This window comes from Serratia ficaria (assembly GCF_900187015.1).
GTDB classification, from domain to species: Bacteria; Pseudomonadota; Gammaproteobacteria; order Enterobacterales; family Enterobacteriaceae; genus Serratia; species Serratia ficaria.
The window spans coordinates 4,972,141-4,984,731 of sequence record NZ_LT906479.1; the positions used below are offsets into that span (position 1 = coordinate 4,972,141).

Consider the following 12,591-nt stretch of genomic DNA (forward strand, 5'->3'; position numbering starts at 1 on the left):
TGCGGACACAACCCTTAGGAGAAAATGATGGCGAGCTATTTTATTGGCGTAGATGTGGGCACCGGAAGCGCGCGCGCAGGCGTATTCGATCTCAACGGCCGCATGGTCGGCCAGGCCAGCCGGGCCATCGAACTGTACCGGCCGAAGGCGGACTTCGTCGAGCAGTCGTCGGACAATATCTGGCAGGCGGTGTGCAACGCGGTGCGCGATGCGGTCAATCAGGCCGACATCAACCCGATTCAGGTCAAGGGGCTGGGCTTCGACGCCACCTGCTCGCTGGTGGTGCTCGACAAAGAGGGCAAGCCGCTGACCGTCAGCCCGTCCGGCCGCACCGAGCAGAACATCATCGTGTGGATGGATCACCGGGCGATAGTCCAGGCCGAACGCATCAACGCCACCAAACACCGGGTGCTGGACTTCGTCGGCGGCATCATTTCGCCGGAGATGCAGACGCCGAAGCTGCTGTGGCTGAAGCAGCACATGCCCACCACCTGGGCCAACGCCGGCTATCTGTTCGATCTGCCGGATTTCCTCACCTGGCGCGCCACCCAGGACGCCACCCGTTCGCTGTGTTCGACGGTATGCAAGTGGACCTACCTCGGCCACGAGCAGCGCTGGGACAAAAGCTACTTCCGGCAGATCGGTCTGGAAGACCTGCTGGAGCACGACGCCGCCAAGATCGGCAGCGACGTCAAGATGATGGGCGAACCGCTGGGCCACGGCCTGACCCAACGCGCCGCCGGCGAGATGGGGCTGATTGCCGGCACCGCGGTCAGCGTGTCGATCATCGACGCCCACGCCGGCACCCTCGGCACGTTGGGGGCCACCGGCGTTTCCGGCGAGGTGGCGGACTTCAACCGCCGCGTGGCGCTGATCGGCGGCACCTCCACCGGCCATATGGCGATGTCGCGCACCGCGCGCTTTATCGGCGGCGTCTGGGGGCCTTACTACTCGGCCATTTTGCCGGAATACTGGCTCAACGAAGGCGGCCAGTCGGCCACCGGCGCGCTGATCGACCACGTGATCCAGTCGCACCCCTGCCATCAGGATCTGCTGGCGCAGGCGAAAACCCAGGGGCAGACCATCTATGAGGCGCTGAACGCCATTCTGCGCCGCATGGCCGGCGAGCCGGAGGACATAGCCTTCCTCACCCAGGACATCCACATGCTGCCCTACTTCCACGGCAACCGCTCGCCGCGCGCCAACCCGACGCTGACCGGCACCCTGACCGGGCTGAAGCTGTCGCGCACCCCGGAAGACATGGCTCTGCACTACCTGGCCACCATTCAGGCCATCGCGCTCGGCACCCGCCACATCATCGAGACCATGAACCACAGCGGCTACCGCATCGACACCATCATGGCCAGCGGCGGCGGCACCAAGAACCCGATCTTCGTGCAGGAGCACGCCAACGCCACCGGCTGCGCCATGCTGCTGCCGGAGGAAAGCGAAGCGATGCTGCTGGGCGGCGCCATGATGGGCACCGTGGCGGCGGGCGTGTTCGACACCCTGCCGGAGGCGATGGGCGCCATGAGCCGCATCGGCAAAACGGTCACGCCGCAGACCAACAAGATCAAACGCTACTACGACCGCAAATACCGGGTCTTCCATCAGCTGTACGACGACCATATGAAATACCGCCAACTGATGCAGGAGGATGCCTGATGCAGCGGGAATGGCAACGCGCCGTTCAGGGGTGGGAAACCTACAGCCGCGAGCTGGCGCAGCTCGGCGATCGCCTCGACGCGCAGATCTGGCAACGGCTGCTGGCGCAGCTGGCGGAGTGTCGCGGCAAAATCGCCGTCACCGGCGTCGGCACCTCGGGCATTGCGGCGCGTAAAATCGCCCATATGCTGGCCTGCGTGGAGCGGCCGGCGGTCTACCTCGACGCCACCGACGCGGCGCACGGCGACCTGGGGTTTTTGCGCAGTGACGATCTGCTGATCCTTATCTCGCGCGGCGGCAATTCCGACGAGCTGACCCGCCTGCTGCCGACGCTGCAGGCCAAGGGGGTGCCGCTGATCGCGGTGACGGAAAACCCCGCCTCCGCCATCGCGCAGGCGGCGCAGCTGACCATCGCCACCGGGGTGGAAAACGAGATAGATCCGTTGAACATGCTGGCGACCACCTCTATCGTGCTGGTGCTGGCGATTTTCGACGCCGCCTGCGCCTGTCTGATGGAACGCAGCGGCTACGGCAAAGAAACCTTGCTGGCGGTGCACCCGGGCGGCGACGTGGGGAAAAGTTTGCGGGAGGGGAACTGAGGGCCCGGCGCGCCGAGCCCGGCGAAGATTACAGCGGCATATAGATATCGAAGCGGTGGCTTTTCGTCAGCGTGGCGGCGTGAGCCGGCACGTTGGCCAGCGGCGGCGCGTAGTCCGGCCGCTTCACCACGATGCGTTTGGTCGCCAGCCGGCGCGCCGGCTCCAGCAAGCCGTCGGCGTCGTCGTCGCTGCCCACCAGCGACTGGAACACCCGCATCTCTTTTTTCACCAGCGCGCTTTTCTGCTTATGCGGATACATCGGATCGAGGTACACCACCTCCGGCCGCGGATCGAGGCAGGCCAGCGCCGTCAGGCTGGAAGCGTGCAGCAGCGTCAGGCGCTCGCGCAGCCAGGGGCCGATTTCCGCATCGCGATAGCCGCGCTGCAGGCCGTCGTCCAGCAAGGCCGCCACCACCGGATTGCGCTCCAGCATCCGCACCCGGCAGCCCAGCGCCGCCAGCACGAAGGCGTCTCTCCCCAGGCCGGCGGTGGCGTCCACCACGTCCGGCAGGTAGCTGCCCTTGATGCCGACCGCCTTGGCCACCGCTTCGCCGCGGCCGCCGCCGAAACGGCGCCGGTGCGCCAGAGTGCCGGTAACGAAATCGACGTAGATCGCCCCAAGCTTGGGCTCGTCGCGCTTGCGCAGCTCCAGCCGCTCCGGGGTCAGCACCAGCGCCATCGGCGCGTCGTCGTCCGAGACCAACTGCCAGCGCTGCGCCAAAATAGACAAGGCGCCGGGATCGGCGCCTGCTTCACACAATAAACACACACTCACGTGGCGGGTTATCCTTTAATGCCGTAATGGCGCAGCATAGCATCCAGCTGCGGCTCGCGGCCACGGAAGCGTTTGAACAGCGCCATCGGCTCTTCCGAACCGCCGCGCGACAGGATGTTGTCGAGGAAGGATTTGCCGGTTTCGGCGTTGAAAATGCCCTCTTCTTCGAAGCGCGAGTAAGCGTCGGCCGACAGCACCTCCGCCCACAGGTAGCTGTAGTAACCCGCCGCGTAGCCGCCGGCGAAGATATGGCTGAAGGCGTGCGGGAAGCGGCCCCAGCTCGGCGAAGGCACCACCGCCACCATTTTCTTCACTTCCGCCAGCGTCGGCAGGATCTGCGCGCCCTTTTCCGGGCGGTATTCGAAGTGCATGCGGAAATCGAACAGGCCGAACTCCAGCTGGCGCAGGATAAACAGCGCCGCCTGGTAATTCTTGGCCGCCAGCAGCTTGTCGAGCATCTCTTTCGGCAGCGGCTCGCCGCTCTGATAATGGCCGGAGATGAACGCCAGCGCTTCCGGCTCCCAGCACCAGTTTTCCATAAACTGGCTCGGCAGCTCGACCGCATCCCACGGCACCCCGCTGATGCCGGAGACCCCGGCGGTGTCGATCTGGGTCAGCATATGGTGCAGGCCGTGGCCGAACTCGTGGAACAGCGTGGTCACTTCGTTGTGGGTGAACAGCGCCGGCTGATCGCCCAGCGGGCGGTTGAAGTTGCAGGTCAGGTAGGCGACCGGCTTTTGCAGCGTGCCGTCGGCCTTGCGCAGGCTGCCGACGCAGTCGTCCATCCAGGCGCCGCCGCGTTTGTTTTCACGCGCGTACAGGTCGAGATAGAAGCTGCCGCGCAGCTCGCCGTTGGCGTCGAACAGATCGAAGAAGCGCACTTCAGGATGCCAGGTATCCACATCCTTGCGCTCTTTGGCGCTGATGCCGTAAATGCGTTTCACCACCTCGAACAGCCCTTCCACCACCCGCTGTTCCGGGAAGTACGGGCGCAGCTGCTCGTCGCTGATCGAGAACAGGTGTTGCTTCTGTTTTTCGCCGTAATAGGTGATGTCCCAGGCTTCCAGATCGTCCACGCCGTGATGCCGTTTGGCGAAGGCGCGCAGCTGCGCCAGCTCCTGCTCGGCCTGCGGGCGGGCGCGCTTGGCCAGATCGCTCAGGAAGCCAATCACCTGGTCCGGGCTTTCCGCCATTTTGGTGGCCAGCGATTTGTCGGCATAGGTGTCGAAGCCCAGCAGCTGGGCCAGTTCGTGGCGCAGCGCCAGCGTTTCCGCCATCACTTCGCTGTTGTCCCATTTGCCGGCGTTCGGCCCCTGATCGGAAGCGCGGGTGGCGAAGGCGCGATACATTTCTTCACGCAGCGCGCGGTTGTCGGCGTAGGTCAGCACCGGCAGGTAGCTCGGCATGTCCAGCGTCAGCAGCCAACCGTCCTGCTCTTTGGCCTGCGCCATCGCCTGCGCCTGGGCCAGCGCGCTGGCCGGCAGGCCGCTCAGCTCGGCTTCGTCGGTAATCAGTTTGCTCCAGCCCATGGTGGCGTCGAGCACGTTGTTGCTGTAGGTCGAGCCCAGCTCGGACAGGCGCGCGACGATTTCGCCGTAGCGCTGCTGTTTTTCCGCCGACAGGCCGATGCCCGACAGCTCAAAGTCGCGCAGCGCGTTTTCCACCGACTTGCGCTGCGGCGCGCTCAGCGTCTCGAACGCCGCGCCCTCTTTCAGGCTGCGGTAAGCCTGGTACAGCCCTGCGTGCTGGCCGACCCAGGTGCCGTATTCGGACAGCAGCGGCAGCGCCTGCTCATAGGCGGCGCGCAGCTCCGGGCTGTTTTTCACCGAGTTCAGGTGCCCGACCGGCGACCAGATGCGCGACAGGCGATCGTCCGACTCCGCCAGCGGCTGACACAGGTTGTCCCAGGTGAACGGCCCCGGCTGCGCGACCACGCGCTCTACCGCGGCGCGGCAGTCTGCCAGCGCGGATTGCACCGCGGGCACGATATCTTCAGGGCGGATCGCCGAAAACGGCGGCAGGGAAAACGGAGTCAGCAACGGATTTGTCATAGGGCAGTCCTGATTAGCGTTGGGGCCCGCCGCAGCGGGCAGGCCTTAAAATGCGTATGAATATCTAACATGGAGCCAGAACAGGGGAAAATCAATGCCCGGCGTTGATAGATAGTGCCTTAAACGGCGCATCGGCGGATCTGCTCGGCCAGCGCCGCCAGATGCGCGTCATCGGCGCGCGCGGCGTCGTGGGAGGACAAATAGCCCTCGTAGCGATCGAAAAACTTCGCCGAGGCCGACTCGATCGGCCGCCACTGTTCCAACGCGGCGGTGCCGTGCATCGGGATCAGTTTGGCATGCACGTGATCGACGCCGAAGCCTTCAAACACCATGCCGCAGCGGCCGACGTCGTCGAAGGCCCGATCGAGCCGCTGCGCCACCCGCTTGGTCGCCAGCATCAGCGCGCTCAGCGCCGCGTCCGGCAGTTCAAAGGCGTAGCTCGGGTAGTGCGCCTTGGGGATCACCACGCTGAAGCCGTCGGTATTGGGGTAGATGGAAAGGAACGCCATATGGGCGTCGTCTTCCCAGATTTTATGGCACGGCACCTTGCCCGCCACCATGTCGCAAAAAATGCAGCTCATGTCGCCTCCTTATCGTCTGCAGTAACGCAGTCCGGTTTTTCCCGGCCAGACAGTTTATACTGTGCAGATTATATGCCTTATTGAAAGCTCCGCCTGCGGAGCGCAAGGAACTGCCACCAGCCATGTTAAGTTATCGCCACAGTTTTCACGCCGGCAACCACGCCGACGTGCTCAAGCACAGCGTTCAAAGCCTGATCATCGAGTCGCTGAAAGAAAAAGAAAAACCCTTCCTGTATCTGGACACCCACTCGGGCGCGGGGCGCTATCAGCTGAGCGGCGAGCACGCCGAACGCACCGGCGAATATCTGGAAGGCATCGGCCTGCTGTGGCAACGCGACGATCTGCCGGAAGAGCTGGCGGCCTACATGAGCGTGGTGCACAACTTCAACCGCTCCGGCACCCTGCGCTACTACCCGGGTTCGCCGCTGATCGCGCGCCAGCTGCTGCGCCCGCAGGACAAAATTCACCTGACCGAGCTGCACCCGAGCGATTTCCCGCTGCTGCGCGGCGAGTTTCAAAAGGACGAACGCGCCAAGGTGCAGCGCGCCGACGGTTACCAGCAGTTGAAATCCCAGCTGCCGCCGGCCTCGCGCCGCGGGCTGATCCTGATGGACCCGCCGTACGAAATGAAGACCGACTATCAGGACGTGGTCAAGGGCATTCAGGAAGGCTACAAGCGCTTCGCTACCGGCACCTATGCGCTGTGGTACCCGGTGGTGATGCGCCAGCAGATCAAACGCATGCTGAAAGAGCTGGAAGCCACCGGCATCCGCCGTATTCTGCAGATCGAACTGGCGGTGAAACCCGACAGCGATCAGCGCGGCATGACCGCCTCCGGCATGATCGTGATTAACCCGCCGTGGAAGCTGGAGCAGCAGATGAACAACGTGCTGCCGTGGCTGCACAAAACGCTGGTGCCGTCCGGCAACGGCCACCATCTGGTGAACTGGGTCGTACCGGAATAAGCCATCCGGGGCGCGGCACGCCGCGCCTTTACCCCGCCTATTGCAGCCATCGACGCAACCTTTGCGACAAACCCACATCAGGCGTTAAACTCTTACCCTCTTCGAATCTCACAACTCATGGAAATCCCAGATGACGAAACATTACGATTATCTAGCAATTGGCGGCGGCAGCGGCGGTATCGCATCGATCAACCGGGCAGCCATGTACGGCCAGAAATGTGCGCTGATTGAAGCCAAGGAACTGGGCGGCACCTGCGTCAACGTGGGTTGTGTACCGAAAAAAGTCATGTGGCACGCGGCGCAGATCGCCGAAGCCATCCACCAGTACGGCCCGGACTACGGTTTCGACACCACCGTCAATGCCTTCGACTGGAAAAAGCTGGTCGCCAACCGCACCGCGTATATCGACCGCATCCATAACTCCTACGATAACGTGCTGGGCAAAAACAAAGTCGACGTGATCAAAGGCTTCGCGCGCTTTGTCGACGCCCACACCGTGGAAGTGAACGGCGAGAAAATCACCGCCGACCATATTCTGATCGCCACCGGCGGCCGCCCGAGCCATCCGGACATTCCGGGCGCGGAATACGGCATCGACTCCGACGGCTTCTTTGAGCTGGACGAAATGCCGAAACGCGTCGCCGTGGTGGGCGCCGGCTACATCGCCGTGGAGATCGCCGGGGTGCTGAACGCGCTGGGCGCGGAAACTCACCTGTTCGTGCGCAAGCACGCGCCGCTGCGCACCTTCGACCCGATGATCGTCGAAACCCTGGTGGAGGTCATGAACGCCGAAGGGCCAAGCCTGCACACCGAATCGGTGCCGAAAGCGATCGTGAAGAACGCCGACGGCAGCCTGCGGCTGCAGCTGGAAAACGGCAAGGAATTCACCGTCGACAGCCTGATCTGGGCCATCGGCCGCGAACCGGCGACCGACAACCTGAACCTGAGCGTCACCGGGGTGAAAACCAACGAGCAAGGCTATATCGACGTCGATAAGTTCCAGAACACCAGCGTCAAGGGCATCTACGCGGTGGGCGACAACACCGGCGCGGTTGAACTGACCCCGGTGGCGGTCGCCGCCGGCCGTCGTCTGTCCGAGCGCCTGTTCAACAACAAGCCGGAAGAGCACCTGGACTACAGCAATATCGCCACCGTGGTGTTCAGCCACCCGCCGATCGGCACCATCGGCCTGACCGAACCGCAGGCCATCGAGAAATTCGGCGCCGACAACGTGAAGGTGTACAAATCCTCCTTCACCGCCATGTACAGCGCCGTGACCCAGCACCGCCAGCCGTGCCGCATGAAGCTGGTGTGCGCGGGCAAGGAAGAGAAAATCGTCGGCCTGCACGGCATCGGCTTCGGCATGGACGAAATCCTGCAGGGCTTCGCCGTCGCCGTGAAGATGGGCGCCACCAAGCAGGACTTCGACAACACCGTGGCGATCCACCCGACCGCCGCGGAAGAGTTCGTCACCATGCGCTGATCCTCGGCGCCGTCGCGCTCGGCAGCATCGCAAGCCAGACGCCTTTGCGTCTGGCTTTTTTTATCTCCGGCCGCCGCCGCATTTTTGCGCATGACAAAAATCCTAGGCGCCCGGGTTTTATCGTTGAGGAGGGCGTTAAAATATTGCCTTTCGCCGATAAAAAACGGCCGGCAACAGCAAGCGCCCACGCCCGTCAATTCGCTCAGCCATCGCCGCCGCCGGCTAAAAATAAACGTTTTTATCATCGATGCGGTAAATCGCAGGCTAAAAAAAACCGCCGCGTTAAATCGTCGCAAACCATTTTATCGCGGGCAAAACATCGCCCTAATATCGGTATTCCCTGGTGCCGTAAAAGCCCTGGTATCGGCTTAAATTCAATAACGCTGCGATCGGCGACCGCTGGACAATAAACGATCAGCGCCCTCTTTTGAATGCATAAAAGCTCATCATTACGATGCATATTTGCATCATGGCAATGTAACTAAAAGTTACCGCCAAAATTAACCCGCGGGTTGCTCGGGCCTGCCGTCGCCGGCAGAAAAAACAACCCGTTGAAAGTAAAGCAGATTTAAACAACTGAATGAGTGAGGATATAGATATAACAAAACGGTATATATGATTAGAAACCTATAATATAAGATACCCTAAAGTTTCCCTGGTGTTGTTGTGTGTCTTTGCCCTATGTTTATAGGGCTTTTTTTTCTTCACCACGCCCATAATCAGGCGAATACAAACCGATAGCGCCCGCATCGCTGGTTTTTCTTTCCTGCAACGATAACTAAAACGTTTCTACTGAATTCGGCAAGGCAAAATGAGCGTCCTATTCACCCAACCAGATTATTTCCCCCTGAGCCACCCTCATCGGCATAGAGATATTCATTGGTAATCAAGCTGTATGCCCGCATCGGGCTTATTTCCCCCCTCACTCTCATTTAAAATCTGCCGCATGATGCCGTCGCCCGTTATATTAAGCTTAACCGCGCCGCCGGGCCGGGATGCGCCGCTGGCCTATTCTTTTCGTGCTCTTTAGCATTCCCTTCGACATAAACCGGCATTTTCTGCCATTATTTTGCCTGATAAATTAGCGGAACCGATAAGTGCATCCGCGCCTCTGGAGAATATTGATGCTGTTCACGCTTTTTAAAAACATCACGTTAGCCTGCATGGCCCTGGTTATCGCCCAGGCCAGCGCGTTCAGCTTCACGCTGGAAGTGGCGGGAAAGATCGACAACGTGACCGACCCGACAAAAAAAAGCTATCTGTTTACCGATAAACAGTTACTGGCCATGCCGGTGCGCAGCATCACCACGTCCACCTCCTGGACCCCGCAGCGCAAGTTTGAAGGCATCGCGGTGGCGGATATTTTGGCCCGCGTCGGCGCCAGGGGCAGCACGCTGACCTTCTATGCGCTGAATGACTATTACATCGACGTGCCGCTGTCCGACGTTGAAAAATACAACATGATTCTGGCCTACAAAATGGACGGGGAAATGCTGAAGATCAGAAACTTCGGCCCGTTATTTTTAGTTTACCCAAGGGACGCCGCAGGGCCTGAGTTGAACTCGCCGTTATACAACTCGCGCTTTATCTGGCAGGTCGACAGGATAGTGATCAAATGAAGCTGACAAGTTTTAAAAGCGGCGGCAGGCTGGCGATCCCGGCCATCTTCGCCGCGCTGTTCCTGGTCGCCTCGACGGTGACGCTGTATTACTACAGCGCCACCCTGTCGAAGAAAGGGCTGTACGCCATCGCCGGCACGCAGGAAAACTACTCCTGGTCGATCGCCAAGTTCTCCATCAAGCTGGCCGAGTTCGAGACGCTGGTCGAACAGCAGAGAAACGCGCCGCGGGTGAACGGCGAAGACCTGCGTCTCAAGTTTGAAATTCTCTATTCGCGTTTTTACGTGTTGGAAACCGTCTCCGAATCTACCCAGCCGCTGTACGCCCAGCCGGGTTACCCGGAGGTGGTCAAGCACATGCGCGAGCAAATGGACAAAATTGACCGGCTGCTGGACAGCCCGCAAATCGACTTTGGCCTGATTTCCCAAGCCATGCGGCAAATCAAGCCTTACGCCATCGAAATGGCCAACCTGACCGACCATGCCGAAGTGAAGCAGCGCACCGCCGCCTATGAAGACTATATCGAGAAGCGGCACATCATTTTCTATGGCCTGGTGATCGTGATGTTTTCGGTGATAGCGTTGATCGCCATCACCCTGATCGTCTTCCGCCAGCAGCGGCTGACCATTCGCCAGCAGGCCAAGGCGATCGCCGCGGAGAAGGCCACCCGCACCAAAAACGCCTTCCTCGGCGCCATCGGCCACGAGCTGCGCACTTCGCTGCAAAGCATCATGTCCGCCATCGACGTGCTGGTGAACACCCGGGTGTCGGCGGAGCATGCGGACACCTTCCAGCGGCTGGAGACCGCCGCGCAGCAGATCGAAAGCCAGATGAAGGATTTGACCGACTACGCGCACCTGGACAGCGGCATGATGGAATTGCGCATCGTGCCGTTTGACGCGCAGAAGCTGATCGGGGAAACCGCCAACGAAATCGCCACGCTGACGCGCAAAGAACAGGTCAAGCTGAGCTGCGAAGTGGAATGCAGCCATCTGCAGGTGTATTCCGATCCGCTGCGTATCCGGCAGATTATCGTCAACCTGCTGACCAACGCCTACAAATATACCGAGAGCGGCAGCATTACCCTGCACAGCTGCCTGCGGCGTCAACCCGGCGGCAGCTCGCTGATTATCGAAGTGACCGACACCGGTATCGGCATCGAAAAAGACATGCTCGACCAGATCTTCAAACCCTTTACCCAGCTGGATCAGTCGCATACCAAGCAGTATGCCGGCGTCGGCATGGGGCTGGCGATCGTGCATGGCCTGGTGACGCTGCTTAACGGCACCATCACGGTCTACAGCGAAGTTAAAAAGGGCAGCACCTTTATCGTCAGCATTCCGGTGCAGGTCAGCGAAGACCCGCAGGCCGGCGACCAGGCTGCGCCGCACCACAACCCGCAGCAAAAACCGCAGCATGTGCTGGTGGTGGACGACAACAAGTCGGTGGGGGATGCCTTTGCGGCGCTGCTGGACAAGCTCGGTTATCAGCATGAACTGTGCGATTCGCCGGAGCGCGCGCTGCAGAAGCTGCTGCGCCGGCCTTACGATGCGCTGCTGCTGGATTTGCAGATGCCGGGCATCGACGGCGCCGCGCTGGCCAAACAGCTGCGCAACCGCCGGGGGCCCAACCGCCACGTGCCGATTATCGGCATCAGCGCCTATACCCCGGAGCAGCTCTCCGCCGAACAGCGGGCGCTGTTCGACAATTACCTGATGAAACCCGTGCGGCTGGATGCGCTGTCAGGCGCGCTGGCCGAGGTATTCCCTTCTACAGATTAAAACAACGCTGCAGGGCGGCTTCTATCACGTGAAGCCGCACCGGCTTTTCATAAGGGCCGAGCACGTCGTACTCGCGCATCGCCTTGGCTATCTCGGATTCGCGCCGGTCGGTGCCCAGCTCACCGGTCAACACCAGCACCGGCGCATCCGGGTTATCGGAGGCGCGGATCACCTCGATGCACTTATCCGCCGTTTCCTCGCCGATCAGCCAGTCGACCACGTAACCGTCGAACAGGCTTTGCTGCAATGCCTGACAAAAACGGCTAACGTCATAGAACGCCACCGCGTTGAACCCGCGGCTGACCAGATATTTCGCCAGCTCGTCGGCCGCCTGATGCGAATCATCCAGCACCGCAATGCTTAACCGCTCGTCTTCTTGGCTGCCGGGACGGATTTCGATCAGTTCGACGCTGTGGCGCTTGCCCGCCGGCGCATCGTCGGTGCGGTAGATACGCCATTGTTGTTCCACCCGCAGCGCGACAAACTCCGATAACCGCCCGGCCGTCAGCTCGTCGCCGATGTGCCCGACGCAGGGAATATCCACGCCGCCGACCACAAAGATGGCATCCTGTGCCATAGTTTGCTCCGGCGCGTCATGTTCGGCATCCATATCGGCGATCGCCGCCGGCGTTTCTCCCAACGCGGCGGCGACGCTGTTGATCTGCTCCAGCGTCCATGGGCTTTGCCCTTTCAGTTTGCGGTGCGCATGCGAAAAACTCAGATCCAAAATGCGGCTGAGCTCTTTGGCATGCTGACGCTTGCCAATCCCGTAATGTAAAAATAGCTCCCTGACCCGGTTTGCAATCGACTGTGAATCGAATTTTTGATGATTGTTATCCATTTGTTCCTTCGATTTTTTTTGCTGATTTATCAGTCGTTTTGATTATTTATGATGAAGAAGCACCTTCTAAAACTAGCATCTCATGCAATTATGCGCTAAAAACGTTGCTTGACATACCATGTTCTATAGTCAAACATGGTATCAAAAGAGACATACAGCAATACACTATAAAAAATAATACCAGATCGTTTTTTGATAATAACCATAATAACACCAGGGAAAACTCATTCC

General features: G+C 60.5%; 11 protein-coding genes. 7 read left to right on the top strand and 4 right to left on the bottom strand.

From position 1 onward, the window contains the following. Positions 1–27: 27 nt before the first annotated feature. Together CKW09_RS23280 and CKW09_RS23285 are read left to right on the top strand one after the other, a co-directional pair. On the top strand, positions 28–1,665 hold the full coding sequence (locus CKW09_RS23280; protein WP_061799578.1) for an FGGY-family carbohydrate kinase: 1,638 nt from the start codon (positions 28–30) through the stop codon (positions 1,663–1,665). Beyond that, a complete protein-coding gene (locus tag CKW09_RS23285; protein WP_061799579.1) occupies positions 1,665–2,264 on the top strand; it encodes a KpsF/GutQ family sugar-phosphate isomerase in 600 nt (199 codons plus the stop codon). The genes CKW09_RS23280 and CKW09_RS23285 overlap by 1 nt, the downstream gene beginning before the upstream one ends. 28 nt (positions 2,265–2,292) lie before the next feature. On the opposite strand, the gene rsmJ is transcribed toward CKW09_RS23285, so the two are convergent. The 3 genes from rsmJ to CKW09_RS23300 all read right to left on the bottom strand — a co-directional run bounded on the left by rsmJ (position 2,293) and on the right by CKW09_RS23300 (position 5,671). Beyond that, complete coding sequence (gene rsmJ, locus CKW09_RS23290; RefSeq protein ID WP_061799582.1) at positions 2,293–3,039, bottom strand: 16S rRNA (guanine(1516)-N(2))-methyltransferase RsmJ; 747 nt, start codon at positions 3,037–3,039, stop codon at positions 2,293–2,295. An 8-nt stretch (positions 3,040–3,047) separates the two neighbouring features. Then, positions 3,048–5,090: an oligopeptidase A gene (gene prlC, locus CKW09_RS23295; RefSeq protein WP_061799583.1), complete on the bottom strand. Its 2,043-nt coding sequence runs from the start codon at positions 5,088–5,090 to the stop codon at positions 3,048–3,050. A 119-nt stretch (positions 5,091–5,209) separates the two neighbouring features. Next, positions 5,210–5,671, bottom strand: coding sequence for an HIT family protein (locus CKW09_RS23300; RefSeq protein WP_061799586.1), 462 nt, complete (start codon positions 5,669–5,671; stop codon positions 5,210–5,212). Positions 5,672–5,793: 122 nt separating this feature from the next. Between CKW09_RS23300 and CKW09_RS23305 the strand changes: the two genes are divergently transcribed. The 5 genes from CKW09_RS23305 to CKW09_RS23320 all read left to right on the top strand — a co-directional run bounded on the left by CKW09_RS23305 (position 5,794) and on the right by CKW09_RS23320 (position 11,519). After that, positions 5,794–6,636 (top strand): 23S rRNA (adenine(2030)-N(6))-methyltransferase RlmJ, encoded by an 843-nt coding sequence (locus CKW09_RS23305; protein ID WP_061799588.1) that lies wholly within the window; start codon positions 5,794–5,796, stop codon positions 6,634–6,636. A gap of 130 nt (positions 6,637–6,766) precedes the next feature. Then, complete coding sequence (gorA, locus tag CKW09_RS23310; RefSeq protein WP_095099754.1) at positions 6,767–8,119, top strand: glutathione-disulfide reductase; 1,353 nt, start codon at positions 6,767–6,769, stop codon at positions 8,117–8,119. A 44-nt stretch (positions 8,120–8,163) separates the two neighbouring features. Beyond that, positions 8,164–8,529 (top strand): hypothetical protein, encoded by a 366-nt coding sequence (locus tag CKW09_RS24635; protein WP_129543456.1) that lies wholly within the window; start codon positions 8,164–8,166, stop codon positions 8,527–8,529. A 714-nt stretch (positions 8,530–9,243) separates the two neighbouring features. After that, entirely contained in the window at positions 9,244–9,738 is a 495-nt protein-coding gene (locus CKW09_RS23315) for a molybdopterin-dependent oxidoreductase (RefSeq protein ID WP_061799591.1), read from the top strand. Then, positions 9,735–11,519, top strand: coding sequence for an ATP-binding response regulator (locus CKW09_RS23320; RefSeq protein ID WP_061799592.1), 1,785 nt, complete (start codon positions 9,735–9,737; stop codon positions 11,517–11,519). The genes CKW09_RS23315 and CKW09_RS23320 overlap by 4 nt, the downstream gene beginning before the upstream one ends. Here the strand turns inward: CKW09_RS23320 and CKW09_RS23325 are convergent. Beyond that, the gene (locus tag CKW09_RS23325; RefSeq protein ID WP_061799593.1) at positions 11,509–12,360 is read right to left on the bottom strand and encodes a helix-turn-helix domain-containing protein; all 852 of its coding nucleotides are present in this window, start codon (positions 12,358–12,360) and stop codon (positions 11,509–11,511) included. The genes CKW09_RS23320 and CKW09_RS23325 overlap by 11 nt on opposite strands. Positions 12,361–12,591: the final 231 nt, after the last annotated feature.

Excerpts from the sequence above, each read along its gene's own strand:
- CKW09_RS23320 (WP_061799592.1), top strand. The coding sequence starts at position 9,735 with ATGAAGCTGACAAGTTTTAAAAGCGGCGGCAGGCTGGCGATCCCGGCC.
- CKW09_RS23305 (WP_061799588.1), top strand. The coding sequence starts at position 5,794 with ATGTTAAGTTATCGCCACAGTTTTCACGCCGGCAACCACGCCGACGTG.
- CKW09_RS23325 (WP_061799593.1), bottom strand. The coding sequence starts at position 12,360 with ATGGATAACAATCATCAAAAATTCGATTCACAGTCGATTGCAAACCGG.
- CKW09_RS23280 (WP_061799578.1), top strand. The coding sequence starts at position 28 with ATGGCGAGCTATTTTATTGGCGTAGATGTGGGCACCGGAAGCGCGCGC.
- CKW09_RS23285 (WP_061799579.1), top strand. The coding sequence starts at position 1,665 with ATGCAGCGGGAATGGCAACGCGCCGTTCAGGGGTGGGAAACCTACAGC.
- CKW09_RS23315 (WP_061799591.1), top strand. The coding sequence starts at position 9,244 with ATGCTGTTCACGCTTTTTAAAAACATCACGTTAGCCTGCATGGCCCTG.
- prlC (WP_061799583.1), bottom strand. The coding sequence starts at position 5,090 with ATGACAAATCCGTTGCTGACTCCGTTTTCCCTGCCGCCGTTTTCGGCG.
- CKW09_RS23300 (WP_061799586.1), bottom strand. The coding sequence starts at position 5,671 with ATGAGCTGCATTTTTTGCGACATGGTGGCGGGCAAGGTGCCGTGCCAT.
- gorA (WP_095099754.1), top strand. The coding sequence starts at position 6,767 with ATGACGAAACATTACGATTATCTAGCAATTGGCGGCGGCAGCGGCGGT.